The sequence below is a fragment of the Singulisphaera rosea genome, assembly GCF_054877945.1.
In genome coordinates this window covers 53,607-77,221 of the sequence record NZ_JBTYIP020000010.1, presented here as the reverse complement: position 1 = coordinate 77,221, position 23,615 = coordinate 53,607, and the positions used below count along the sequence as shown (strand labels likewise).

Genomic DNA, 23,615 nt, shown 5'->3' with positions numbered 1-23,615 from the left:
AGACCATGCAAGACAAGCGCGTTGCCCTCGTCACGGGGGCTAACAAGGGAATCGGACTCCAGATCGCGAAGGATCTGGCGGCGCACGGGCTCACGGTGCTCGTCGGATCTCGCGACCTGGCGCGTGGGGAAGAAGCGGCCAGGACGATCGCCGGGGATGCCCACGCCATCCAACTCGACGTCACGGACCAGGCTTCGATCGCCGCCGCGGCGAAGCGCATCTGCGAGGAGTTCGGTCGCCTGGACGTGCTCGTGAATAACGCGGGCATCGCCTTTGCCGGGGCGCCGGGGACAACGTTCGAGGAGCGAATGAAGACAAACGCCCCGAGCACGGGGTCGATCGACAATATGCGTGCGGTCTTCGAGACCAACGTGTTCGGCGTCGCGGCCGTCACGCAAGCGATGCTTCCGCTCCTCCTCGAGGCGCCTGCGGGGCGCATCGTGAACGTGGGGAGCTCCGCCGGCTCGCTGGCGAATGGATCGGACCCGACCTGGGAGCATCGCCGGGTGTTCGGCCTCGCCTACAGCCCCTCGAAGACGGCCCTGCACGCCGTCACCTTGGCCTTCGCGAACGAGCTGGAGGCGACGAACATCAAGGTCAACATCGCCTGCCCGGGCTACACGGCGACCGACCTCAACGACCACCGAGGCACGCGCACCGTCGAGCAGGGCGCTCGCGAAGCGGTCCGGCTCGCGCTCCTCGGCCCGGACGGGCCGACGGGGACGTTCTCGGACGAGGACGGGCGGGTTCGTTGGTGATCCGGCGAACTTTTCCCTGCGCCTGACATTCAATATCAAACTCTTCACGACAAAGGCACAATGACACAAAGGGGGAGGATTCCTGGGGGACGATATCCCCTTGGACCTCCACTCGATGTTCCCCTGGGCAGTCGAACATGGAGCAGGAACCGCAAGAAGCCGTGACCGAACGCGGTCACGCTGGATAGCATCTTGATCGGATGTTTGGGGAAGATGATAACCTGATCAACGGCCAACGCGGCGGTCGTGGTTGATTGAAGTGAGGCCCCAGGCCATGATGCTGAACATCGACGTGATCTCGGACGTGATCTGCCCGTGGTGCTTCATCGGGAAGCGTCGTCTGGAGAAGGCCCTGGCCGGTCGCCTCGCCACGGTTCGCTGGCATCCGTTCCAGCTCAACCCGGACATGCCCCGCGAGGGGATCGACCGGCGATCGTACCGCATCCAGAAGTTCGGAAGCTGGGAGCGTTCCCAAGGACTCGACGCCCAGGTCGCCGCCGCGGGACGCGACGAGGGAATCGCGTTCCACTTCGACAAGATGGCCCGTACTCCCAACACCCTCGATGCCCACCGACTGATCTGGCTCGCCGGCGAACGCGGCATGCAGGACGCGGTGGTTGGGGCACTATTCCTGGCCTACTTCACCGATGGCCGCGACCTGTCCGACCGGGCAACACTCGCAGACATCGCGGCCGACGCCGGACTCGACCCGACCGAGGTGGATGAACTGCTCGAGGGCAACAAGGGATTGGACGTCGTGCGGGCGGCTGAGGAACAGGGCCGCAGACTTGGCGTGTCGGGCGTCCCATTCTTCGTGGTCAACGGTCAAGTGGCACTCTCGGGCGCCCAGCCACCGGAGCTGTTCCGGCAAGCGTTCGAGCAATTGGGCGAAGCGGCTAGCCTCGGGAAATCTTGCGAGCTCGATCCGGAGAGCGGTGAGCGGATGAGTTGAGAGCCGGTCGCAGCAGTCGCGAGGATATTGAAACGCCTTCAGTTGTTTATGTAAAAGGGTCAAAAATTATTGGTTCAGGAGCTACGCGGTTGGTATTCTGGGCGGCTTGGACTCGACGCAAGTCGTCATGTCTTTTCGGATTTGCCCGCCGACAAATTGCCCAGACTTCCAACCGCGTAATTCCTATTGTTCTGACGGATCGCACGCATTTGGAGTGCCGGGTATCGGGCCAGCGACGGCTTCGTCATCCCTGCCTGGCCGCGGGGAGCATCACGTCGACGGGTCCGGTCGCGAGGGGACATCGCCTCGACTGTCGTCGTCGGCGCCCAGCCCCAGCCGGATCGCTCAGGGCCGGCCCTTTCCGGACTCCTCGCGGCGAGCTTGGCCTTCAGGCCATCGGCGAGGGCGCGAACGCGGTGCCCGGCCGGGCCCGAGTCGCCGGCTTCGCCGCGCGAGCACCCATACCGCCCCGGGACACCGGGTGCGAGATCGCAGTGGATCACCTCGATGGCTCGTTGGACTTGATCGGGATCTGGACCTCGAAAAATTGCTTCTTCTCAGGGGTGAACGGGCTATTGTAGATCATCGTCCGGACCGGGCCCGTCACACGATAGTCCTTGCCCTTGGCGGTCAGCCATGCGTTTATCCACGCCTTGGCTTCACCGACTCGTCCCTCGGTCGCTTGGCCGCGAAGGCCGAGGGTCACCATGGTGTGTTCCCCAATGTCCTGCACCTTGACCTTCTCTCCGCCGAGCTTCCCTTGTTGAGTGTTGCGGTAGAGGAATCCCATGCTGACCTTTCGGGACCCCGCGCCGTTGCCATCGGCGTAGTCCATTTCCACAGGGGCGGTCATGCTAATGCCCCTCGACGCGATGTGCCCAAAGAGCACCATGAACGCGCCGTCATCACCGCCGCCGGAGGTGTCGGTCTTCGCGACCCGGTAGGCAGGGTATTTCTGGATCCCGATCTCGCCGATCGGTCGCGGCTTCGGGAATCCGTCGGGGAGCGGTGATTCCTCGATGACCTCGAATTCCAGGATCCCGATCGCCTCCTCAACCGCCGTCCTCCACCGCTCGAGGAGCTTGCTCGGATCGGTGTCGTTCGAATTCCTGGCGCTACGGAAGGCCTCTTCGACCAGGACGTTCTCGGGTCGCTCCTTCGAAACCTCCTCGGCCGCACGGCGAAGCGCGTCGATCTGCCTCGAAGGCCCATCCACTTCGCGGGACTGCTCCTGGGCCCGCTTCAAGAGATCCGCGACCGCGGCCCGCGGACGGGCCTCCCCCTTCTCGCCCGCCAGGGCCATCGACGCTGCGAGGGCCGTCAAACCGATCGCGAATCTTGATGGTCGAATGGGCATGTGGTGGTCCTTATGGTGTGAGCGAATGGCCATCTACTGGACGGTCCCGAGGACGGGCAGCCTGGCTCGCGAGGAGACGACCACGCCCCCCGGCTTTTCCACCGTGACGGCGAACAGATAAGGATCGCGGACCTTCAGGGCCGCGCGGATGGGGACGAGGACCTCGCCCTGGGATGAGATGTCGAACACGCCTCCGTCGATCGGCGTCTTCTCGTCTTGGTTCCTGTCGAAGATCCAGAGCTGATACTGCTCGACGCTCGCCTTGTTGACGGGCATACCCCGAAAACTCAGGAATCCCCGCTGCTGGCTCGTGCTCCAGTCGACTTCCCCGCTCACGCCCGAGAACGGCGTGGGCCCATCAGACCAATCGGCCCGGATCAAGTCGGTGGCAGTGGCCAGGAGCTGGTTTCTCGATTCCACGATGCTCATCGGGGCCGTCTCCCGTACTCCGAATCGACCGGCTGACATCAGCGACGTGGCGGTGATCACCATGCAGGCCGCCGAAATGAGCCACGGCGCCCACAAGGCCAACGCGAAGTGCCGGCCGCGGTCGCGGGGCAAACCGGGGATCATACCCTTCGCGGACGTCAGGTCATTGAGTGCATCCTTGCGAATCTTCTCGCGGAGATGACTCGGCATCGGCATAGGGACGGCTCTCGACCAGGTAGAGTCTAGCTCGCCGATCAGGTCCTCGAAGGGCCGCAGGGCAGCCAATCCGGCACGGCCTAGTGACTCGTATTCCGCCTGCTCCTCTTCGGTCAGGCCAAACAGCAGGTCGGCGATGAGCAATTCTTCCCGGATTCGTTCCTCATCGGATTCTTGTTGCTCGCTCATCGGGGGACCGCCTCTTTCGGCGATATGTGGCCCGATCGCATGCAGTGATGTAACTGCATCAGGCCTCTCCTGATGAGCGTCTTGACCGTACCGAGGGGAGCCTCCAGCCTCGTGGCGATGTTCGACTGGCTCAGCCCGGAATACACGGAGAGTTCGATCGCCTGCCGCTCTCGGTCCCTGAGTTTTCGCATGCAGTCTTTGATCCGCATCCCTTCTTCGGCCAACTCGAGCGGCGATTCCGGAGCGGGGCCGGTCGTCTCGGTGGTTGACTCGACCATCGGGAACGTTTTGACACAGCGGGATGCACGCCTCCTGCGGTCGATCAGGCGTCTTCGGGCCAGCGTTGAGACGAAACCGACTTCGGTCCCCACATCCTCACGGAACCGCCACGCATTCCGCCAAAGGTCCATAAAAATCTCCTGGGCTGCGTCCTCGGCGTCCTCGACCGATGGGGAGAGGCGGCAAGCCAGGGACCAAACGAGGCCTCCATAACGGGCGATGCAATCGTCGACCGCCTGCGGGTTGCCGCGGGCGATGCGGACCAGGATGGGAACCTGCAAGTGTTCAGCCCTCGCGATGGACGGAGAACAAAGGGGCCGCGTCGCGCGGCCCCTCAGGCGGGTCCTCTCGGTCTGTCCTACTCGGGGAGGATCACCGAGTCAATCACATGGATCACGCCGTTGCTGGCTTTGATGTCGGTCTTGGTGACTTCCGCATCGCCAACCTTGACCTTGCCGTCATGCACGGAGATTTTTACCGAAGACCCCTGCAAGGTCTTGGCCGACTTCAGCTTCACCACGTCCTTGGCCATGACCTTGCCGGAGACGACATGATACTTGAGGATGGCGGTCAGCTTCTTCTTGTTTTCAGGCTTGAGCAGCGACTCGACCGTCCCCTTGGGGAGCTTGGCGAACGCCTCGTCCGTGGGGGCGAAGACGGTGTAAGGGCCCTTGCCTTTCAGCGCATCGACCAGATCGGCGGCCCCGAGGGCCGCGGCGAGTGTCTTGAAGTCGCCGGCGGCGACCGCTGTGTCCACGATATCCTTGGGAGTGTCGTCGGCGCGAGCCGTGGTGATAAGGCACGCGATCGCCAGGGTACAGAGGGAACCGGTCACGGACTTCATGGTGAAGACATCCTGGGAAAGGAGGGAGAACCGAGCTACGCTTGAATCTGCCGCGGCATGCGAGGCCAATCGCCTCGAGCATAGACTTCGCTCAATTCCTCGGATCGGATTCAAAATTCGTCCCGGCCTCTTTCCCACAACGTCACTTCGAATCGGGGGAGATCGCAACTGGCCGGGAAGATACGGACGGAAAATCGCCGTCAAGTCAACGGGAGGAGGCGGGTACAAGCTGATGGCCACCGCACCGCTCGAGTGGGCGATGAGGTGTTCACCCTCGGGGCGGCCGCGAGGACAAAGTTGTCGCGGCTTCGATCTCGTGCGTTCCGCGGCCCTTCAATCGCCGATCGACGTCCAACGGCGCTAACCATTCGTAGGCTCGGGCACCACGACGATTACCATCGCGTTAGGGTCACTTGCCGTGCCCCAATCGATTCCAAAGGGCCTGACCCATCAGCACTTCCTCGGGATCCTCGCCGGGATCGACCCCCTGCTCGGCTCTCCCACCGGCTACGAACTCGTCATGGATAACTCGCCCATTGCACGTAAGCGTCCGAGATAGTCAGGCTCCGGGTTCGCATGCCGGCGCGGGCCGCTATCTGTCGGAGACCACGGACTCGGCGGGGCAACGCCACGCAAATGACAGCACTATGAGTGCAGAAGGCTGTCCTTCCGCACCCTTGGCGAGCCGAATTTCGCTCGGCGTAAGTCTTGTGTCGTTCTGGAAATGCGAGAGGCGGGAGTCGAACCCGCACACCTTTCGGTACAGGAACCTAAATCCTGCGCGTCTGCCAGTTCCGCCACTCTCGCGGGTGCCCGACGGGTTGGGATGCACCCGGATTTTAATCGAAGACGCGGGCCTGGTCCACCGAGGGGCGGGGATTGGAAGCGATTTCGATGTTAGGGAGCGGGCGTGGGATGGGGACTTGTTTCGGTGACAGTCGGGCGGCATGATCGTTCGGCGGTTCGAGCCCGGAAGGGCGGGCACGGAGAGACTGATGAGGGCGGGACGAGGAGGGTATGGCGCGCGACTTGATTTTGACGTGCAACCTCAGCCCGGGCGACGTCGTGATGATGACGGCCGCGGTTAGGGACCTCCACCTGGCGTATCCGGGGCAGTTCCGGACGGATGTCCGCTCGCCGGCCGGGGAACTCTGGGAGAATAACCCGTATCTGAGCGCACTCTGCGAGGATGATCCGGGCGTCGAAGTCATCCCGATGGAGTATGAGCTGATCCATCAGAGCAACGAAGGGCCGTACCACTTCATCCACGGCTATGTCCGGCATCTCGAGGAAGTCCTCGGGCTGAGGATCCCGGTGACGCACTTCAAGGGGGACATCCACGTCACCGACCTCGAAAAATCCTGGATGAGCCAGGTCGAGGAAGACCCGATCGGTTGGCGAGAGGATTTCTGGATCCTCGTGGCGGGGGGGAAGTACGACTTCACCGCCAAGTGGTGGGACCCGGCGCGGTATCAGGAGGTCGTCGACCACTTCGCCGGTCGGATTCAGTTCGTGCAGTGCGGCGAAGGCGGGCATTGGCATACGAAGCTGCGGGGGGTCATCGACCTCGTCGGGAAGACGGAGGTCCGGCAGTTCGTCCGCTTGATGTACCACGCCGTCGGGGTCGTCTGCCCGGTCACGTTCGCCATGCACCTGGCGGCGGCCGTCGAGGTCAAGCCGGGGCGACCGAGGAACCGGGCGTGTGTGGTCGTCGCCGGAGGTCGCGAGCCCTCGCAGTGGGAGAAGTACGGACACCACCGCTTCCTCGAGACCAACGGTGCCCTGCTCTGCTGCGACAACGGCGGATGCTGGAAGTCGCGCTGCCAACCCATCGGTGACGGCGACGAGAAGGATTTGCCCGAGAACCTCTGCCTCATGCCGACGCAGGTCGCGCCGGATCTCGTGATCCCCGAGTGCATGAACCTCATCGAGGCGAGCGACGTTATTCGGGCGATCGAGCTGTACTATCGGGGTGGGGCCCTGCAATACCTCGACGGCGAATAAGGATCGGGAGGTATTCACCACAAAGGCACAAAGAACACAAAGGTTAGAATTCGAGGTTGGGAAAACTTGTGAAGGAATGCAAACGTTATGGTTTTGTGCCTTTGCGGTGACTCGGGCACAAGGTTGGATGGATCGGGCCCGTCGATGGGGCGTCGCCTCTCGGCGACCTCGTCCCAAGGGCCGGATGTTACGGGGCGGGCTCCTCGCGTCGGAAGCTGGCGGTCCGGATGTTGGGGAGTCCGGTCGGGCCTCGACGGATGGCGTCTTCGACGTTGGAGACACGCTCGAGGCGGTGGCCTTCGAAGAGGCGAGCCAGGGACTCGAGGGAGAAGTAGTGGAGGTGTTCGCCCGGCTTGTAGTGCTTCCAGGCCCGGTCGTCGGGGAACGAGGGCGGGGTCTGGGGGAGCGAGACGAGGATGAGCCGGGCCCGGCGCGAGAGAGCATGGACGGGGGCGAGGTCTTCGAAGTGCTCGAGGGAGTCGAAGAAGGTGACGACGTCCCAGGTGTCGTCGCCGTCCAGGGGACGCTCCCGGACGCCGACGTCGACGCCGTGGAGGTCGTTGCCGAAGGCGTCGAAGCCGGATTCTCGGGCCATCCGGACGAAGTCCCCCGCGCCGTGGCCGACGTCGAGGAGACGGCCGGTCTCGACGTGGGCCTTGAGGTAGCCGAGGCGCAGGCAGGTCATGGCGAGGCGCGGGTAGGCCTCGTAGGTCTTGAGGTACTTCGCGTCGTAGGGTACGGCGGGGGTCGCGTCGCGCTGGTAGACGTGGCCGCAGGTGTGGCAACGGGCGAGGTCGTCGTGGTCGGAGAGGTCGCCCCCCCTACAGATTGGGCACATCGGCCTCTCCTTTGAGGATCCGGATCACACAGAGGGCGACCGACTCGGGGGTGACCCTCGTGTTGATGAGCTTCCAGCGGCCGAGCACGGCGGCCCGCTCCTCGGCGGCCCAGCCCCCCATGAAGGCCGTGATCGCGGCCTCGGGCTCCTCGACCAGGGCCCAAACCTTCGACTCTCGCTGCGGGTCGAGGAAGTGGAAGGGGACCATCGACTTCCAGAGGGTGAGCATCGGGAGGTCCGGGATCGTCGAGCCGACGAGCATCGGGCCCGTCGGGACCGTGATCAAAAGCTGTGAACGTGCGAGGATGTGATAGAGCGACCCGCCGTCGCAGGGGAGGAAGCCGTAGACGGACCGGACGTTGGGCCGGTGGCCCTCGGCGGTCTCGCCGGCGGGGGCGTAGTCGAGGCTGATGTATTTGAACCGGCCGGGGAAGACGCGGTCGACGATGTCGACCATCGCGAGGGCCTCGCGTTGATCGTCGCCGAAGTTCTTTTCCGCGTCGGTATGCCCCGCGCGGGCGAAGGTGATCAACTCCCGGTCGGGGAGCCAGCGATCCAGGACGGCGTCGACCATCGGCTTGCCCGCGAGGTCGGGGGCGACGTGGTAGCGGGGGACGGACGTGGCCGGGGGGAGCGGCAGGCCCATCTCGGCGATGTTCCTCCGCCCTTTGACGAAGCCCCTGGGGTCGTCGTACGGCAGGTCGGGCTCGAACAGCCCGTAGTGGTAGACGAACGACTCGCCGACTCCGAGGTCGAGGCCCAGGGCGTCGAAGTGGTCGACGAACGACGGGGCATCGACCAGGCCGAGGTTGTTCGCGTTGGTGCCGCCGGCGTAGAGCGGGGTGACCCAGGGGCTCTCGTGGAAGAGCGAGGCGTAGGCGTTGACGGAGCTGCTGAAGAAGACCTTGCCGAAGCGTGCGGCGAGGGGTTCGAAGCACGGGGAGTAGAAGACGTTGTCCCCGAGGCCGTGCCTGGAGACCACGGTCAGCGACTCCCTCGGCTCTTTCAACAGCCAGGCGACGGCGGCGGCCGAGCCGCCGACCGGGATGAATCTCGTCATCGGAACCTTCGCCCTCATCGCGCGGGTGTGAGGACCCCGAGCCCCCGGAAGTGGGGGACGTAGTCGTAGGTGAAGCGGAACTCCCGGCAGAACCAACCGACGGCCCTGGGTAAGTGCGGGGCTTCGTTGTCGATGTCGTCGATCAGGATGACGCCAGCGGGGCTGAGGCAGGCCTTGGCCCGGACCAGGTCCGTGAACGCGCCGGCGAAGGTGTGGCAGCCGTCGACGTGGAAGAGGTCGACCTGGGAGATGCCCAGGTCGTCGGACTCCTGGGTGTCCATGGCGTTGAACTCGGAGGCGACCCCGAGGCCGTCGCACAACGCCCGGGCGACCCGAGTGCTCCCGGGCTCGTACGACTCGTTGTCGAACGAGTAGATTTTCAATTCATCCGGGGGCCGTTGCGAGAGGGATCCGAGTATTAAACTTTTAAGCGAATATCCGAAACGCGTGCCTATTTCGGCGATCGTTCTCGGCCGATAGTGGCGGGCCAGGAGATAGTACCAGAGGTAGTAGTCGCGGCCCTGGAGGTAGTCGGCATCCTCGTCGCATCCCTGGAGGTGTTCGCCGAGGATCGCGCGGTCGGTGAGGCTGGTCTCGTCGCGGAGGGCGGCGAGGGCCCGGGCGAGGCGCCCCGCGTTGGGAGTTTCGGGCATGGTCGGGCACGTACTCGAGTTGGTCTGGATCGGAAGGTTTGGATTGAAGGACACCACCCGCCCCGATCGGCGGTTGAGCCGGCGAGGACGGGAGTGACCGACCGCGTTGTCCGTCGTGAGGAGAGGTCGCGAGGATCGCGAAGTCAACCGATAGGGGGCCCGGGAGGCCGATCGTCGTGAAAGGACTCGATCCTCCCGAGCGGACGCACGAGCCGGAGTTGGCCTGGGACGCGAGCGTCTTGCGTATGATATAGACAAGAGGGCTCTGTGGGAATCTCAGAATCGTGACGGAGAGATCGTTCGAAAACGAGCGAATGGCGCAACCTGTCGGACGGCTCGATCGTCGAACCGCCTGGAAGTTCGCCGCACTCGGTGGCATAATTGCCTATGCCACCCTCCCCTCTCCTGGCCGGACCCTTCTGTTCTGGAATTGATGGAGCGATTGATGAGTGCCGATTCCAAAAGCTCACTCGCAGCCACCTCGAGCTCTTCGCTGTCCGGACCCCGCCCCTCCTCACCGGCATCCCTCCGCGTGGCGTTGGTGAGCTCGTCGTCGTCGAACCCGATGCCGTCGTCGCGATCGTCGTCGAAGAAATCCTCTTCGAGTTCGACGACGGGGGTCGGTACCTCGAGCTCCTCGGGGACAGGGCACTTTCTGCTTGGAGCTGCCCGCGTGGCGTTGGTGAGCTCGTCGTCGTCGAACCCGATGCCGTCGTCGTCGCGATCGTCGTCGAAGAAATCCTCTTCGAGTTCGACGACGGGGGTCGGTACCTCGAGCTCCTCGGGGACAGGGATTTTCGGGAAAAAGGTCTAGAGAAGTCGTCGAGACAAAGACATGCCATCCCGCGCTCGAGCCGCGTGGCTCTGTGAGTCATTTACACAAGCATGCAATGCCCCGGCATCGGGCGAAGGAGGCTGAAGTCGATCCGTAAGTGACGCAGATTGACGTAGATGAATTGAGAGTGATCACGTTTTTCTATTCGCGTCAATCCTCGCTATCTGCGGGGATACCTGCCGTTGTTTGCCCGCAGTCCATCCGGTGACGACTCGAGCACGGTGACCAGGGCCGTTGGATCGTTAGGGGCGATGGCTTCGGGCCAGCCGGAATCCCGCGACGCGCTCTCGCTGATCCGGGGGATCATTGAATCGTTGTGACGAGCGAACCGTCCTCGGGAGGTGGTGAAGGGCACCACCGCGGATGATGCGACGCAAATTGGCGGTGACCTCTAAGGCGTCTTCGACGTCCACCCAGACGTCTTCGGACGGAGGATCCATCGAATGGTGACCGGAGTTCTCCTGGCACCATTCGGCGACGTTGCCATGCATGTCGAAAAGTCCGAAGGCATTGGGCAACAGCGAGCCGACCGGACGCGGAGGCGTCTGGGAGGGCTGGGCGTGATTGGCGTAACGGTCGAGTAGCTCGTCCGAGTCGCCATAGCATCGACTCAGGATCGAACCGGCCCGGCAGGCGTACTCCCACTCGGCTTCGGTCGGCAGTCGGTAGCCTGTTCGTTTGAGGTAATCCGGGGCGAGGTGCATGCCCGGCCCGAATCCTCCCCCGTCGTCCGGCTCGTAGCACCACTCGTCGGACGGGATCCCTTCTTGCTGACTGAGCCAGTTACAGTACCTCGCGGCCTCGAACCAGGTTACGGTGGTGATCGGCCGATCGGGTGTGTTCTCGAGCGATCGTGTAAAGGGCTTGCGGAGGTCGGGCTCGTGGTCGAGGAACGGGAGGAACTGGCTGACCGTCACCTCGGTTGCGGCGATGTCGTACCCTCGAGGGATGCGGACCTTCTGAGGGCCTTCGCTCGTACTTCTCGCCAGGGCCTCGAACCCGTCCGGTCGAGACCCCATCACGAATTCGACCGGTCCGGACAGGACGACGAATGTCTGGTCGAGGCGGTTGACGTACCACTGTCGCCCCCTCTCGGGGTTCCCGCTCCCCAAAGCGTGCTCGATCTCGTGGACCTTGGTGTTCTCCTTCCAGAGGCGCAGCAGGCGTCCCGAGGCGGCGTGGACCGGGGCATTGCGGTGGTTGCGGAAGAGTGTAGGAAGCCTTTCGTCGAGCTGCCGTCGCAATGCCGGCGGGAAGGCCTCTCGATCGAAGCCGCCTAGGCTGAGCAGCAGCGCCTCGTGGATCGTGTCGTCGGTCTCGGTGAGGGCGCGGTCGGCCAAAGCCCCGGGATTGGCCCCCATCGGGCCAAGGCGATCGATCAGGAAGCTCCGGGTCCGAGGCGTCGGGCTGCCCTTCAGGAGCGGCCAGAGCTGGTCCGACCTGCCCATTCGAAAGAGGGCGATCGCGAGGTTTGCTGCCCGAGAGGCCTCGGCATCCGACGTGTCCGCACCTCGTTGCTCGGTCGCGCGAGCGAATGCCGATTCGAGTGCCATGATGGCCTCGGCTTCGTGCTTGCGGAGCGCTTCGAAGATGATGGGGAAGGTGTTGGGGGGGGACTCGGCAAGTGCGTCGGTGAGTTTGTCAGGCAGGTCGCTCGCGTAGTCGGCGAGGATCTGGGCCGTCACTTGTCGGGCGATCTCGTGCGATGGAGCGTGGTCGCGATAGAAGGTGGTGAGGGAGGGGATGAGCCGTGCCTTAAGCGGCCTCAAGGCTTCGACCCAGTGTGGGACGTGGAGCGCGGGTTGCACGACCAGTCGTTCGGTTACCTCCGAGATGTGCCCGTCCCAAAGGTCGCTTTCCGGTGCGTAGTTCGCCAGTGCGACGGCGGCCCGGAACCGACGGTTCGGGTCGCGGGAGGAAGGTTTGAGCTCGTCCCAGAGTCGAGAGGTGAACTTCGACCAATGGGGCCGAAGTGCTTTGAGGATAACTCGGAATGGTTCGGGGTCGGCGTTCAGGAGACGATCGTAGAGGGGGTTGACCTGGCCTTCGGGGTCGTCGGGGAGGAGGGCGAGCCGGACGTGGAGGTCGCTGGGAGGATTCGATTCAAGCGAACGAAGGGCCGTTTTCAGGAGTGGGTTTACATAGGTCCGGTCGTCGTCGATCTCGTCGACGATGTCGGGGACCTGGTCGATCCTCGCGGTGTTCAGGCGTTGAATGAGCTCTCCCGCGTGCGTGGCCTGTTGCTCGCGAGCGGAACGTTCGAAGAGTTGCTGGGTGACGAGGCCCAGGACCAGGAGGACGAACAGGACAACGCCCGTGTGGGTCAAGTGCCGCTTGCGGGCGGCGATCATCACGCGACGTTCGGCGGCGGTCCACTTCTGCCGGGACGTGACGGACAGGATGTCGAGCCATTCCAGGAGCGACGGCAGTTGCTTCGGCTCGGGCTTGGCACCCCAGAGTGCGGAACGTTCGGAGAGCCGCAGCTCGGCTCGTCCTTGCCGCGACTCGTTCTTTTTGCGCTCGAGCCAATCCCGGATCGACGGCACGAGATAGTCGTGGGTGAGCTGATAGAATCGCTCGGCGTCGGGAGTGGTCCTCGACGAGTCGTTGGAGTCTCGGCCCTCCAGCGCGATGGGGGTCAGGAGCCGGGTCCGGCCGTCGAGGATCCGCATCAAGGCCCGGAAGTCCTCGGGCGTGTGAGTGTATCCGGAAGCCTCGAGGAGCTCGGTCCGTGAGCGACGGTGCCCTTTGATCTCGGCGCCAGGGCCGGGGAGCAGCGTGGTGAGCACAGCGCGTGCGGCCTCCTCGTGGAGGCGGTGCTCGGGAGGGGCGGTGGGCGCCGAGAAGGTCTCTTCGAGGAAAGTGGTGCCGGCCCCGACGGCCCCGCCGAGCCGATCGAGGGTCTCGGGGACCCAGGGCTTCCCCTTGATCATCTCGGCGAAGAGGGCGAGGCGGACCGGGATGATTTTCCCCTCTTCCGCCAGCGCGGCGATGGCGTCGTCGAGGAAGCGGGACTGGTCGGGCGAGAGGGCGTCGATGTTGGTGGGGATTGCCCCGAAGGCTCCGCCCAGGGTTGCCAGGACCTTGTGGGCGTGCGGCAGGTGGAAGCGGTCGACCGCGGCGGCGTTGCGGCCATCCTCGATCCGGACCTCCAACTCCTTCATGAACCTCGAGGTGGCCATCCAGAAGTCATCACGAATTAAAACGATGGTCTGGAGCCGGATCCCGTCGCATTGCCGGAGGGCGCGGACGAGCCCGGTCTCCTGACGTTCCCGGTTCGTGTGGAGCCACTGCTCGAACTGGTCGAGGACGATGAGGACCTTGGAGCCGGGCGAGGACGGGGTGCTCCGTCGGATCGTTGCCAGCGTCTCGGCCAGCTCGAGGCCCGTGTCGAGGCCGGGGACCTCCCCGCGCAAGCGGGCGAGGAGGCGTGCTTCGAGGTCCTCGCCGGTCGCCTCCAGGTAGACCGGGATGATCCGGGGGTCGAGCCGGGGGATCAGGCCCGCCTTGACCAGCGACGACTTGCCACAGCCCGAGGGGCCGTAGATCAGTCCGATGGGGAGGGCTTCCTGGGCGGAGGTCTCCTCGACACGGACCTTCCAGAATCGGATCGCTTCCGCCATCCCATGACGGTCGCGAGGCCCGGGCAGGAACTCGAGGAACGCCTCGGCATCATGTTTGTCGAACGACCGCAGGCCCTTGGGCTCGAACCCGGCGAGCACGCTCGGTGTGCGCGGATGGGGAACGGGCGGAGCCTGGCCGGAAGATTCTCTCGCTCGAAACTGCTCGACGAACCATCGGAGATCCTCGGCGAACTCCCGGGCGGTGGCGTATCGGTCGAGCGTCCAACGCTCGAGGGCGCGCATGTTGATCCGCTCGAGCGCATCGGGGATCGTGTTGACGAGCTGGCGGGGTGGCCGGGCGTCATAGGTCGCGATCCGCTCCATGATCACTCGGCGTTCGGCCTTGCCGAAGGGGTGCTGCCCGGTCAGGAGCTCGTAGAGGATTACGCCGAGGCTGAAGACATCGGTGCGGCCGGTGACCCGGTGCCCCTCGCCGCTGGCCTGCTCCGGACTCATGTAGGCCGGGGTCCCGGCGTACGGGGCCCCTTTGCCGAAGTCCTCGTCCTTCAGGGCCAGGCCGAAGTCGGTCAGGTGGGGTTTGCCCTCGAGGTCGATGAGGAGGTTGCTCGGCTTGACGTCGCGATGGACCAGGCCTTTTTGGTGCGCGTGGTGGAGCGCCTCGGCGACGGTGGCGGTCAGCTCGGCGATCCGCACGAACTCCGAGCTGGGCCGGCCCAACTCGGCCGCCAGGCTCGTCCCCTCGATGGCCTTCGAGATGATGAAGCAGAACCCGTCGTCAGTCCGACCCGCGTCGTAGACGGTCACGATGTAGGGGTGGTCGACCCTCGCCTGGGCCCTGGCTTCTTCGAGGTAGGCGTCGACGTTCCCGAGCTCCAAGACTCGGAACGGGTGGAGGATCTTGACCGCCACCTGCCGTTGCAGCAGGTCATCCTGCGCGAGGAAGACCCTGCCGAAACCTCCCGAGCCCAGGGGTTTGATCAGCCGGTATCGGCCGATCGATGAGGGAACCGGGCTGGTCAACGCCTGAGTCGATTCCGAAACGTCCTCGGTCGTCTCGATCGGTGACCGAGGTGTCATCGCAGCGTCACGCTCGGTCTCCTCGGTCTGGGACACCGGGAAGACCTCGGGGATGGGCCGATTGTGGAGCTCGAGGTGTTGGGGGGCGACCGCGTCCACGAAGAGAATCCCTTCGGAGTCCTCGGCGACTTCGGTCGACTCGATCGAGGCTGGCGGAGTGGTCGACTCGGCCTCCGTTGGGGCGAGATCCGTCACCTCGGGGTCGTCCGATGGCGGACGAGGTCCGGGCGAGAGCGTTGGCTGGGTCTCGTCGGTGTGACCTGCGCGAAAGGACGCCACTTCAGGCGGGAAGGCCTCTCCGTCATGGCCGTTGAACCGCGGGGAGAATTCCGCGTCGTCTGCTACTCCCCGAGGCGAGGCCATGACCACGTCCCTCCGTCGCGACTTCCGCGCGAATCCGATCGCCGGTTCCCTCGTTGAAAATCCCACAACTGAATGAGGACTGTGGGTTTTGGCGCGGAGACCGACATTATAGTCGGGCGATCGGCATTTGTCGCGAGTCCGCAATTGTCCCGAGCTCTGGCGTGACGCCTATAGCCTTTGAGCGTCAATCCGCCCCACTTCGGGACCGCCGGGGGCGATTTATTGAGAAAGTCCGATCGGTGGGCTTGTCGGTGGACACTATCTGGGGATTGCGGGAACGAACAGGGACGAAGGAGGCAGGACCCTTGGTGAGTCGACACTCCGGTGAGCTGGCGAGGGACCTCGACACCTTGATCCGTTTGGGGACTTCGGTTGGGCTGACCGACGCGCAGCTCCTCGAACGGTTCGTGCTGCGGGAGAGCGAAGCGTCCGAGCTCGCGTTCGAGGCGCTCGTCCAGAGGCACGGGCCGATGGTCTGGCAAGTCTGCCGCGAGGCCTTGGGCCACGCGACGGATGCCGAGGACGCGTTCCAGGCCACCTTTTTACTCCTGGTGCGACGGGCCGGCTCAATCCGAAAGCGCGAGTCGTTGTCGAGTTGGCTCTACGGCGTCGCGCTCCGCGTGGCGGCCTGCGCCGTCACGGCCGACTCGCGGCGGAGGGCCAGGGAACGGAAAGCTGTCGAGTCGGCCTCGAGGTCCTCGGAAGAGGAGCTGGACGCCGACTCGAAGGCGGCCCTCCGAGAAGAGGTCGGCCGACTACCCGAGAAGTATCGGGTCCCCGTCGTGCTCTGCTACCTCGAGGGCTTGACGCATGAGCGGGCTGCCGAGCAACTCGGTTGTCCAGTCGGCACCGTCCGAAGCCGGCTCGCCGGGGCCCGGGAACGACTCCGGACCCGACTCGCAAAGCGAGGGCTCGCCTCTTCCGCGGGCGTGCTCGTGGCGGGCCTCGGAGCCGAAGCCGCGAACGTGCCCGAGGCGCTCGCCTGGTCCACGGTACGGGCCGTCTGCGGAGCTTCCGTCCCAGGCGTTTCGGCCGCGGCTGTGAACCTGACCAGAGCAGTTTCCAAGGAGATGTTCATGTCCACGATGAAGTCGACGGTGATGGGACTCCTGGCGGTCGCTACCCTCTCCGGGGTCGTGGCGGTCGCGGGTCAGAGGTTGAAGGCCAATGACCGTGGAGACGGGACGTCGCCCAAGACGTCCGCTCGTTTTGGGGCCGTAAAGGCCAAGTCCGAAACCTCCGACTTGCCCGGGCCCCAGCCGATCAAGCCGGGTGACCTCTTACTCATCGAAGTGCTCGATGCCCTGCCTGCCCGGCCGATTGGTGGCGAACGCCTGGTCCGACCTGACGGGACAATCAGCCTGGGATTCTATGGGGACCTGAGGTTAGCCGGGCTGACGCGGGATCAGGCCAAGGTCGCGGTGGTCAACCATCTTCGCGAATATCTCAACGAAGAGGCTTTGGGCTTGGTCAACTTTGATACGGCCGGGAATCAAGTCAAGGTTGAACCGGTCAATAGTGCGAGGGTATTCGTGGACGACTCGGTAGGTCTGCTGAAAGAGGCCCGGATGGGCGATGCGGTGGAACGGAAGCTCGATCGGATCCTCGACGCACTGGGCGAAAAGAGCGAGGGGGATGTCCGCCCTGCCACGTCGCGCGTCGCGGATCTCGACCGTCGCCTGAGGGACCACGAACGTCGGCTGAAGCAACTGGAACATACCCTCGAGAAGGTGCTCAAGGCTTTGGAGAACGAGGATCACCAGGAGATGCGATAGGGCCTCGGGACCCTCCTTCCTGCGGGGCGGGCCATTCAGGAGGGGTTTCGTCGAACCGGTTTCAGTTCCTCGAGAGTCTTGAGAACGTGCCCAAGGGTTTGCTCGACACGCTCCAGTCGACGTTCCTGATCGGACGAGGGTTTGATGGGGGCCGAGTCGGTGCGAGGGGGCGTTAAACCTTGCTCGGTACTGACATCCTGAGAAGGCTCGGCGAAGTCTTTCGCGGCCCGATTCAGGTGTTCCAATCGCGTCGTGTATTTCGTGTCCAACTCGAGAAGTGCGGCCTGGAGGGCTTCTCGACGGGCGCGGATCTGGTGTTCAAGCCGAGAGAGCGTCTCCCTCGCTTGCAGGCGATCATTTCGCTCGATTTGCTTGGTAGCGAGCCGAAGCTGAGTCTCGAGTTCTTCGCTAGCCGGAGGCTCGATTGTGGGGGCCGGAGGTGAGATCTCTTCGGGCGTTCGATAGAGGGACGACAGCCCGTTTCGATCGAGGATCGTGTAGATGGAGTCCAACGTCGCGTAAAGGCCGACGTCACCCTTGGGCTCGGCGAAGTTGCAGACGCCGGCAAGGTTCCCGCCGATCGAAAACAGGCCTCCGCCGCTTCGACCTTGCGCGGGGGCCCCGGAGCACTCGATGGCTTCGTACACCGGGTTATCGGCCAGCCCCTTGGTGAGAGGGTTCCGGACTGTGGTCCCCCAGAAGGTCGCGTCGCCCCCTAACGAACAGCCCATCGTTATCATCGGCATCCCTGGGGTCGGGGACCACTTCCATGACTTGGGCATGATGGGTGAGGCTGGAATGTTCCTGTGGGGGCGGGGGAGCCGGACCAAGGCGACATCGCGGGCGAAATCATAGTCGATAAGTTTGCCGGGAGTCGAACCGCCGACCGAATGGACCAGGCCGCGGGGGGTGCTGCCGCCGATCATCTGCTCCGCCAACCATCCGGCGGGCTTGTCTACACTGTTGGGCAGAGGTTCGACCTCCCCGCCGAAGAGTGTGACCGAGATCGCATGCGGAAACTCGGCTGGCGGGACCTGTAATCGATTTTGAAGTTTGAAAGCGTGGGCGCACGTTAAAACAATCGACTCGCCGTTGCGAGTGTCGATGACGGTACCCGTGGCGTATCCGACCCCAGTTTCATTCAGAACGCTGAGTCGGACGACGGACTGCCACAGGGGCGCGTTATGCTTCTCCTCGCGTGCGATGCTGACGAGCGAGGTTGTTTGTGAGTCTTCGGCCGTCTTTGGCGGTGCGACAGCCGGGGTTTCCGGCCCCGCTGCGTCCGCGGGCCGACTATGGCCCAGCGACGAGAACGCCAGCATCCCGAGGCCCGCGACTGCGACCGCGGCGCTTGCCTTGATCTTGAAAAGGATCATTTGCGAAAGCACTCCTTTGGCGAGGGTGAGGACCGGACCCGAGATCGTCCCGATCGTGGGTGTCCCGGCCGCGAATCGAGTCGCGGCCCGAGATGTGAGCTCGACGAGCGCCGACGGGACCAGGGCCCCGGGGGCGTGCGTGGAAAAGGTGCATGAGGCGGCGAGGGCGGCGGATGGGGCCAGGCCTCGTCGGACGAGGCGTGACTTCAGGCGGTCGCGGGCTCGGGCCATCCGGCTCTTGACCGTGCCGACGGGGAGGCCGAGTTCTCGCGCAGCGTCCTCGCAGGAGTGGCCTTCGAGGTAGCAGAGGACCATCGGCGCCCGATGTCGCTCGGGCAACCGCCCGACCTCTTCGGCGAGGATCGACGATAGGTCGTCCTGGCCAACGGGCCAGGCCAACGTCGTCGAGGCCTCGGCCCGCTTCACCTCGTGGCGACGTCGACGGGCCTGAGAAGCCCGGGAGACGCACGAGACCCGACGTGCTACCCCGCAGAGCCAGCTCCCCACCGAGTCGTTGTGCCGGATCGAGCCCGAGCGGCGTGCGAGGACCAGGAAGGTGGCCTGGAACGCGTCCTCGGCGTCGTGCGTATCGCGGAGGATCCCCCGGCAGACGCGGAGGACCATCGGCCCGTGACGCTCCACCAGGGCAGCGAAGGCTAGCTCGGCCGCCTCGTCGCGTCCTTTGGAAAACCGCTCGAGCAACTGCCCGTCCGACATCCCCGCGGCGCCTCCGACGCCAAAGAGCGTCCGGACGTGCCGCACGACCGCCTCCTGATGAGCACTCGACAACGGATCATCCTCCTCGACGTCTCGTCTTTTCCTCAAGTCAGTGTAACGGGATGGCCGACCGGTTCCGTTTTTCCGTCAGGAGGTCGTCCCGATCGTCGGTCGGCGATCGGGTCGACTCGGAGATGCCGCGGAGTTTGTCGGTTGTAGTGGTCCTGAGGAATGGTCGCAACGCCCGAGGTGGGGGACCACTGAAGTGCCCTTGGGGGAAGTCCGAATTCTCTTAGAGGAAGGCCGGCCGGAGTGCGCCGGGCGAAGTTCCGTCGGCGAGGAGGTTGTGATGCGAGAAGGACTCTCGAGGGGCGTTCGGTCGGCCCCCGCGGGGATCGGGGCACTAGGCCTCGTCCTGATTCTGACCTCGGTGCCCGCGTTCGGGCAGATCCCGCAGCCCGAGGTCTCCGACATCCACAAGCGAAGCGGGTTGATCTCGCGGTTCGTGCCGATCGACTCGCACCTCCCCCCCGACCCCCGGCGCGACAACTACTACGACACGCGCTTCGGTGACCACCCCGACACGAAGCACCCCAACAGCGTGAAGGGGGGCGGCCTCTACGGGAAATACTGGAAGGCCCACTGCACCGCGAGCGTCTACCCTTACTTCCTCGGCAGCCCCGGCCAGGGGACGATCGGCCCGGACTGCCAACCCTGGCCCCGGCCGCTCCGCTTCTTCCAGAACGTGATCCGCCCGTTCCGACCGGTCGGCATGTACTATGACCAGGGCTCGTTCGTGCCGCTGCACGACCTCGACCCCTTCGTGCCCGGCCCCGGCCCCTACCCGATCCCCTGGTACTACACCGGCCCCCGCGGAGGCTGAGGCCACCGCGATCGGTCCCCTTGCTGAGCCTCATCACGACGACGCCCGCCCCTGGAATTCAGGTGCGGGCGTCGTCGGCGTTGGTACCCCGTCGGAAAACGGGATTCCGGTCCCTCGTTGCGGTCCGCTCGGCGCTTTGTTACCGTGAGACGCATCGAGTCCATTGATGATTGATGGAATGTCGTCGCCCCGCCACGTCGGCGGGCCGCGTGCGTCGTCGCATGACGTCCGCCCCCAACCCGTACGCCTCCGGGGGTCGTTCCCCGGCAAGGCCTTGCCGTCGCTTCACACTGAGGTGCAACCGCCCATGGCCACAGTAAGACGTGCGTTCACGCTCATCGAGCTGCTCGTGGTAATCGCGATCATCGCGGTCCTGATCGCCCTGCTCTTGCCGGCCGTCCAGGCGGCGCGCGAGGCTGCCCGTCGGATCCAATGTGTGAACAATTGTAAGCAATTAGGGCTGGCCGTGCATAATTACCATAGCGCCCAGGGGAGCCTCCCGCCGGGGCGGATCTGGAAGTCGGGCCAGTTCGGGTGCGGCTACAACTTCTTCCAGTGCCAGGACACGAGCTGGTTCGTGTTGATGCTCCCCGAGTTCGAGCAGCAGCCGCTCGCCAACGCGTTCAACTATATGCTCGGCGTCGGCGGTCCGCTCAAGCCGCTGCCGCTCGGGTTCTTCGCCAATAGCACCGTCACGGCGACCAAGATGAACGTGTTCCAGTGTCCCAGCGACCGCTCGGTCACGTTTCAGATCACCCCGCAATATCAAGGGGGAGTGCTGAGCGGCCCGATCGCCTCGAAGGGCAACTACGTCGCGAGTTGGGGCAACACCCAGTGGGACCAGATGGCGGTGACGGTCAACGGCGTGACCTACCAGAACCTCCCGTCTGCGTTCGGGCACAGCGGCCAGGTCTCATTCGCGTCGATTACCGACGGGCTGAGCACCACCGCCTTCATGGCCGAGGTGCTCCAGGGGTCGCAGTACGACGTCCGTGGGGTGATCTGGCAGAGCATTGCCGGCGGCAGCCACTTCATGAGCCGCCTCACCCCGAACAAGCCGAACGACCTCTACGGCACCCCCGTGACCGGCGACGCCTTGAACCAGACGATCTTCTGCACCAACGAGCCGGTCCTCGGCCTCCCTTGTGTCGGCGGCATCGGCGACAGGGCCGCCTACGCGGGAGCCCGCAGCCATCACCCCGGCGGTGTCAACGTCCTGTTCGGCGACGGATCCGTCCGTTTCGTCAAGGACTCGATCAACGGCCCGATCTGGATGGCCCTCAACTCGATCTCGGCCGGCGAGGTCATCAGCTCCGACGCCTATTGAATGATGTGGCGGCGTGGAGTGTACCGGAAGCCGGCATGTGGACAAGTGTATTTGTAGGGTGGGCACTGCCCACCGTCGCTGGGAAAGGCCGGCGGGCAGTGCCCACCCTACAAAACACTTGTTCCGAACACGCTACATGGGGCAAGCCCCGTTTCGGGACCGACGTTCAATCCTGGCGGGTGGCCCCGCGAGTGCCGGCGTAGAACCCAAAGCGGTCCTTGATGACCTCGTGGCCGGGTTTGGGGGTCGCGTAGACCCAGGCGACGTCGCGCACCGTCTTCCCGTCGGGACCGACGAAATCGACCCAGTGGCAGGTCCCTTTGTACGGACAGGTATAAGTCCGTTCCGTCACCCGGAGCACCGACGCGTCGACCGCGTCGGGGGCGAAGTACAGGTTCCCTTCGTACGAGAGGGTGGCGCTGCCGAGTTCCCCTTGTGCCAGCGGGGTTCCCGAAGTCTTTTCCCTGATGACGACTCCCATGATCCCGTCCTCCCCTCGACGGATGGCCGTATGGAGTGCTGACGCGGCCTCGGTCCGTCGAGGGGATTGTAGGCGTTACCCGGCGATCGAGAAGGGCCAGGCCGTCGAACGGTCTCAGTCGGGGTCGGTCTTGCCGGTCAGGGCAAAGCTGAGGTGGTGGGCGGCGTGGAGGCAGTGGAGGCCGGTCCAGGCGTCGCGATCGAGCACGCCGAAGAGAGGATGTTCGGCGAGGGGATCCGACGTCGTGAGGAAATAGGCGATCGTGGCGCGCAGGGCTTCGGCCTCGGCGCGGTCGTCGTGGTCGGATTTCGGGATGAGCGACTTCGCCGTCTTCATCCCGGCGGGTATCCGGCGGGTCTTCAGGAGCCTTCGCAGCACGATCGGCCCGACCGTCCTGCGGATCAGCCAGGGGGCGTTCATGCCGTAGCCCTCGACCGAGCCCTGGATCGACTTCGTGAGGTGGTGGCAGATCTGCCCGAGGGTCCATACACCCGCGGGGGAATAGCCCTCATTGAGGAGACGGTCGACCTCGGGCATGACTCGGTCGAGGCTGGCAAAGCTCAAGGTACGGCGTTCGGCCATCGGTCGGTCTCTCGGGTTCGGGCGGGTTGCTCGGGGGTCAACTCCCCGCCGCCTTGCGCAGGAGCGCGATTTCCTTGTCGCGGCGAAGCGTGCGGATGGTGGCCTCGTCCCATTCGAGCTCTTCATTCTCGAGCCAGTCGATCGCCCGAAGGCGGTCGGCCTCGGAGATCGGGACGCCGAACTCGGCGTGGCGGACGACGACGCCGGCGAAGGCGAGGCGCTCGACTTCGTCCCAGTCTTCGAACGGGGTCCCCACCGCCTCGCGTAAGGCGTCGAGTGCGGCGGCGAGCGTCTCGGGGCTGGCGAGCTTCGCCTGGATCTGGTCGAAAGACAGGGCGTTGCGGTCGTCCATCAGGTCGTCGTAGGCCGCCCCGTGGACGTGGTCGAACCCCGCGTCGAGGGCGTCGGACGCGTCGTCATTCTCGAAGCTCTTCACGCCCCAGTGGCCCATCGTGGAGGTCCTTCCATTCCGGATCGTCCGGCGTTATGACTTTCGACCCAGCGGCAGGCCGAGGCGGCCTCGGCTCGTCGTCGACGGCCCGACGGCGTCGCCGTGCGTCCCGAACGCGGCGAGGCCGACGGGACGGCAATTCACGTAGATCGACTCGACGCGGTCGCGGGGGACGAGGTAGGCCTCGTGGTAGATCCCGAAGTCGTCCCTCGTGCGCATCCGCTCCATCGCCGCGCGCCACCATTCCGAGTGCGGCGGCCGGTGCGACCATGCGTCCAACGACTCGAAGCTCCGCCAGTATTGCAGGACACCGAAGTGTCCGCGACCGATGAGGAACCGTTCCGAGTGCAGCAGTCCCGCGTCCGAGGCCATCGCCTCGTCGGCCGACCGGTCGATGGCGCGTGCCAGCGTCCTCGCGTAGAGCAAGCCCCTCAGGCCTCGCGTCTGGATTCCCAGGCGCACCAGGCAGAGTTCGGTGACCGTCTCGGGCAACTTGGCGATGATCCGTTGCATGGCGTCTCTTGCCGGGATCGATCGTGACTCGGAACGAGTGGAAGCAGCCCGCCCCGACTCGGGGACACAACG

At 64.8% G+C, this 23,615-nt stretch carries 20 protein-coding genes and 1 tRNA gene; 7 read left to right on the top strand and 14 right to left on the bottom strand.

The window, feature by feature from the left end; genetic code table 11:
• Positions 1 to 5: 5 nt before the first annotated feature.
• Both ACYOEI_RS18300 and ACYOEI_RS18295 read left to right on the top strand, forming a co-directional pair.
• Positions 6 to 758, top strand: coding sequence for an SDR family oxidoreductase (locus ACYOEI_RS18300; protein WP_462850987.1), 753 nt, complete (start codon positions 6 to 8; stop codon positions 756 to 758).
• Positions 759 to 1,032: 274 nt separating this feature from the next.
• The gene (locus tag ACYOEI_RS18295; protein ID WP_462850986.1) at positions 1,033 to 1,710 is read left to right on the top strand and encodes a DsbA family oxidoreductase; all 678 of its coding nucleotides are present in this window, start codon (positions 1,033 to 1,035) and stop codon (positions 1,708 to 1,710) included.
• A 499-nt stretch (positions 1,711 to 2,209) separates the two neighbouring features.
• Here the strand turns inward: ACYOEI_RS18295 and ACYOEI_RS18290 are convergent, their stop codons facing one another.
• The 5 genes from ACYOEI_RS18290 to ACYOEI_RS18270 form a co-directional block, all read right to left on the bottom strand.
• Complete coding sequence (locus ACYOEI_RS18290) at positions 2,210 to 3,067, bottom strand: heme-binding protein (RefSeq protein ID WP_462850985.1); 858 nt, start codon at positions 3,065 to 3,067, stop codon at positions 2,210 to 2,212.
• Between the two features lie 33 nt (positions 3,068 to 3,100).
• Positions 3,101 to 3,901 carry an anti-sigma factor gene (locus tag ACYOEI_RS18285; protein WP_462850984.1) on the bottom strand — a complete coding sequence of 267 codons (801 nt, stop codon included), beginning with the start codon at positions 3,899 to 3,901 and terminating at the stop codon, positions 3,101 to 3,103.
• Positions 3,898 to 4,461, bottom strand: a complete 564-nt coding sequence (locus ACYOEI_RS18280) for a sigma-70 family RNA polymerase sigma factor (RefSeq protein WP_462850983.1) — start codon at positions 4,459 to 4,461, stop codon at positions 3,898 to 3,900. Before ACYOEI_RS18280 ends, ACYOEI_RS18285 begins: the two co-directional genes overlap by 4 nt.
• Positions 4,462 to 4,538: 77 nt before the next feature.
• Positions 4,539 to 5,024 (bottom strand): fasciclin domain-containing protein, encoded by a 486-nt coding sequence (locus ACYOEI_RS18275; protein ID WP_462850982.1) that lies wholly within the window; start codon positions 5,022 to 5,024, stop codon positions 4,539 to 4,541.
• Between the two features lie 725 nt (positions 5,025 to 5,749).
• Positions 5,750 to 5,831, bottom strand: a tRNA-Leu gene (locus tag ACYOEI_RS18270).
• 210 nt (positions 5,832 to 6,041) lie between these two features.
• On the opposite strand from ACYOEI_RS18270, the gene ACYOEI_RS18265 reads away from it, so the two are divergent.
• Positions 6,042 to 7,028, top strand: coding sequence for a glycosyltransferase family 9 protein (locus ACYOEI_RS18265; RefSeq protein WP_462850981.1), 987 nt, complete (start codon positions 6,042 to 6,044; stop codon positions 7,026 to 7,028).
• Between the two features lie 187 nt (positions 7,029 to 7,215).
• Here ACYOEI_RS18265 and ACYOEI_RS18260 read toward each other — a convergent pair whose 3' ends face one another.
• The 3 genes from ACYOEI_RS18260 to ACYOEI_RS18250 are packed head-to-tail and all read right to left on the bottom strand — an operon-like array spanning position 7,216 to position 9,579.
• On the bottom strand, positions 7,216 to 7,866 hold the full coding sequence (locus ACYOEI_RS18260) for a class I SAM-dependent methyltransferase (protein WP_462850980.1): 651 nt from the start codon (positions 7,864 to 7,866) through the stop codon (positions 7,216 to 7,218).
• Positions 7,850 to 8,926 carry a hypothetical protein gene (locus ACYOEI_RS18255; RefSeq protein WP_462850979.1) on the bottom strand — a complete coding sequence of 359 codons (1,077 nt, stop codon included), beginning with the start codon at positions 8,924 to 8,926 and terminating at the stop codon, positions 7,850 to 7,852. Before ACYOEI_RS18255 ends, ACYOEI_RS18260 begins: the two co-directional genes overlap by 17 nt.
• A gap of 14 nt (positions 8,927 to 8,940) precedes the next feature.
• Positions 8,941 to 9,579 (bottom strand): class I SAM-dependent methyltransferase, encoded by a 639-nt coding sequence (locus ACYOEI_RS18250; RefSeq protein WP_462850978.1) that lies wholly within the window; start codon positions 9,577 to 9,579, stop codon positions 8,941 to 8,943.
• A 387-nt stretch (positions 9,580 to 9,966) separates the two neighbouring features.
• Between ACYOEI_RS18250 and ACYOEI_RS18245 the strand changes: the two genes are divergently transcribed.
• On the top strand, positions 9,967 to 10,449 hold the full coding sequence (locus ACYOEI_RS18245; RefSeq protein ID WP_462850977.1) for a hypothetical protein: 483 nt from the start codon (positions 9,967 to 9,969) through the stop codon (positions 10,447 to 10,449).
• A 207-nt stretch (positions 10,450 to 10,656) separates the two neighbouring features.
• On the opposite strand, the gene ACYOEI_RS18240 is transcribed toward ACYOEI_RS18245, so the two are convergent.
• Positions 10,657 to 15,438 (bottom strand): bifunctional serine/threonine-protein kinase/formylglycine-generating enzyme family protein, encoded by a 4,782-nt coding sequence (locus tag ACYOEI_RS18240; RefSeq protein ID WP_462850976.1) that lies wholly within the window; start codon positions 15,436 to 15,438, stop codon positions 10,657 to 10,659.
• 308 nt (positions 15,439 to 15,746) lie between these two features.
• Here ACYOEI_RS18240 and ACYOEI_RS18235 point away from each other — a divergent pair, with 308 nt between their 5' ends.
• Positions 15,747 to 17,213, top strand: coding sequence for a sigma-70 family RNA polymerase sigma factor (locus ACYOEI_RS18235; protein ID WP_462850975.1), 1,467 nt, complete (start codon positions 15,747 to 15,749; stop codon positions 17,211 to 17,213).
• A 35-nt stretch (positions 17,214 to 17,248) separates the two neighbouring features.
• On the opposite strand, the gene ACYOEI_RS18230 is transcribed toward ACYOEI_RS18235, so the two are convergent.
• Positions 17,249 to 19,378 carry a sigma-70 family RNA polymerase sigma factor gene (locus tag ACYOEI_RS18230; RefSeq protein ID WP_462850973.1) on the bottom strand — a complete coding sequence of 710 codons (2,130 nt, stop codon included), beginning with the start codon at positions 19,376 to 19,378 and terminating at the stop codon, positions 17,249 to 17,251.
• Positions 19,379 to 19,655: 277 nt separating this feature from the next.
• Between ACYOEI_RS18230 and ACYOEI_RS18225 the strand changes: the two genes are divergently transcribed.
• Both ACYOEI_RS18225 and ACYOEI_RS18220 read left to right on the top strand, forming a co-directional pair.
• Positions 19,656 to 20,189, top strand: a complete 534-nt coding sequence (locus ACYOEI_RS18225) for a hypothetical protein (RefSeq protein WP_462850972.1) — start codon at positions 19,656 to 19,658, stop codon at positions 20,187 to 20,189.
• A 307-nt stretch (positions 20,190 to 20,496) separates the two neighbouring features.
• A complete protein-coding gene (locus tag ACYOEI_RS18220) occupies positions 20,497 to 21,516 on the top strand; it encodes a DUF1559 family PulG-like putative transporter (RefSeq protein WP_462850971.1) in 1,020 nt (339 codons plus the stop codon).
• 166 nt (positions 21,517 to 21,682) lie between these two features.
• Here the strand turns inward: ACYOEI_RS18220 and ACYOEI_RS18215 are convergent, their stop codons facing one another.
• The 4 genes from ACYOEI_RS18215 to ACYOEI_RS18200 form a co-directional block, all read right to left on the bottom strand.
• On the bottom strand, positions 21,683 to 21,997 hold the full coding sequence (locus ACYOEI_RS18215) for a DUF427 domain-containing protein (protein ID WP_462850970.1): 315 nt from the start codon (positions 21,995 to 21,997) through the stop codon (positions 21,683 to 21,685).
• Between the two features lie 114 nt (positions 21,998 to 22,111).
• A complete protein-coding gene (locus ACYOEI_RS18210; RefSeq protein WP_462850969.1) occupies positions 22,112 to 22,579 on the bottom strand; it encodes a DUF1569 domain-containing protein in 468 nt (155 codons plus the stop codon).
• Between the two features lie 37 nt (positions 22,580 to 22,616).
• Entirely contained in the window at positions 22,617 to 23,030 is a 414-nt protein-coding gene (locus tag ACYOEI_RS18205) for a hypothetical protein (RefSeq protein WP_462850968.1), read from the bottom strand.
• Positions 23,031 to 23,063: 33 nt separating this feature from the next.
• On the bottom strand, positions 23,064 to 23,543 hold the full coding sequence (locus tag ACYOEI_RS18200) for a phenylacetaldoxime dehydratase family protein (RefSeq protein ID WP_462850967.1): 480 nt from the start codon (positions 23,541 to 23,543) through the stop codon (positions 23,064 to 23,066).
• Between the last annotated feature and the right edge of the window lie 72 nt (positions 23,544 to 23,615).

What these genes read in the sequence shown, in the direction of transcription:
- ACYOEI_RS18300 (WP_462850987.1), top strand. Translation starts at nt 6, where the DNA reads ATGCAAGACAAGCGCGTTGCCCTCGTCACGGGGGCTAACAAGGGAATC.
- ACYOEI_RS18295 (WP_462850986.1), top strand. Translation starts at nt 1,033, where the DNA reads ATGATGCTGAACATCGACGTGATCTCGGACGTGATCTGCCCGTGGTGC.
- ACYOEI_RS18290 (WP_462850985.1), bottom strand. Translation starts at nt 3,067, where the DNA reads ATGCCCATTCGACCATCAAGATTCGCGATCGGTTTGACGGCCCTCGCA.
- ACYOEI_RS18285 (WP_462850984.1), bottom strand. Translation starts at nt 3,901, where the DNA reads ATGAGCGAGCAACAAGAATCCGATGAGGAACGAATCCGGGAAGAATTG.
- ACYOEI_RS18275 (WP_462850982.1), bottom strand. Translation starts at nt 5,024, where the DNA reads ATGAAGTCCGTGACCGGTTCCCTCTGTACCCTGGCGATCGCGTGCCTT.
- ACYOEI_RS18265 (WP_462850981.1), top strand. Translation starts at nt 6,042, where the DNA reads ATGGCGCGCGACTTGATTTTGACGTGCAACCTCAGCCCGGGCGACGTC.
- ACYOEI_RS18260 (WP_462850980.1), bottom strand. Translation starts at nt 7,866, where the DNA reads ATGTGCCCAATCTGTAGGGGGGGCGACCTCTCCGACCACGACGACCTC.
- ACYOEI_RS18255 (WP_462850979.1), bottom strand. Translation starts at nt 8,926, where the DNA reads ATGACGAGATTCATCCCGGTCGGCGGCTCGGCCGCCGCCGTCGCCTGG.
- ACYOEI_RS18250 (WP_462850978.1), bottom strand. Translation starts at nt 9,579, where the DNA reads ATGCCCGAAACTCCCAACGCGGGGCGCCTCGCCCGGGCCCTCGCCGCC.
- ACYOEI_RS18245 (WP_462850977.1), top strand. Translation starts at nt 9,967, where the DNA reads ATGCCACCCTCCCCTCTCCTGGCCGGACCCTTCTGTTCTGGAATTGAT.
- ACYOEI_RS18240 (WP_462850976.1), bottom strand. Translation starts at nt 15,438, where the DNA reads ATGGCCTCGCCTCGGGGAGTAGCAGACGACGCGGAATTCTCCCCGCGG.
- ACYOEI_RS18225 (WP_462850972.1), top strand. Translation starts at nt 19,656, where the DNA reads ATGCGAGAAGGACTCTCGAGGGGCGTTCGGTCGGCCCCCGCGGGGATC.
- ACYOEI_RS18220 (WP_462850971.1), top strand. Translation starts at nt 20,497, where the DNA reads ATGGCCACAGTAAGACGTGCGTTCACGCTCATCGAGCTGCTCGTGGTA.
- ACYOEI_RS18215 (WP_462850970.1), bottom strand. Translation starts at nt 21,997, where the DNA reads ATGGGAGTCGTCATCAGGGAAAAGACTTCGGGAACCCCGCTGGCACAA.
- ACYOEI_RS18210 (WP_462850969.1), bottom strand. Translation starts at nt 22,579, where the DNA reads ATGGCCGAACGCCGTACCTTGAGCTTTGCCAGCCTCGACCGAGTCATG.
- ACYOEI_RS18205 (WP_462850968.1), bottom strand. Translation starts at nt 23,030, where the DNA reads ATGGGCCACTGGGGCGTGAAGAGCTTCGAGAATGACGACGCGTCCGAC.
- ACYOEI_RS18200 (WP_462850967.1), bottom strand. Translation starts at nt 23,543, where the DNA reads ATGCAACGGATCATCGCCAAGTTGCCCGAGACGGTCACCGAACTCTGC.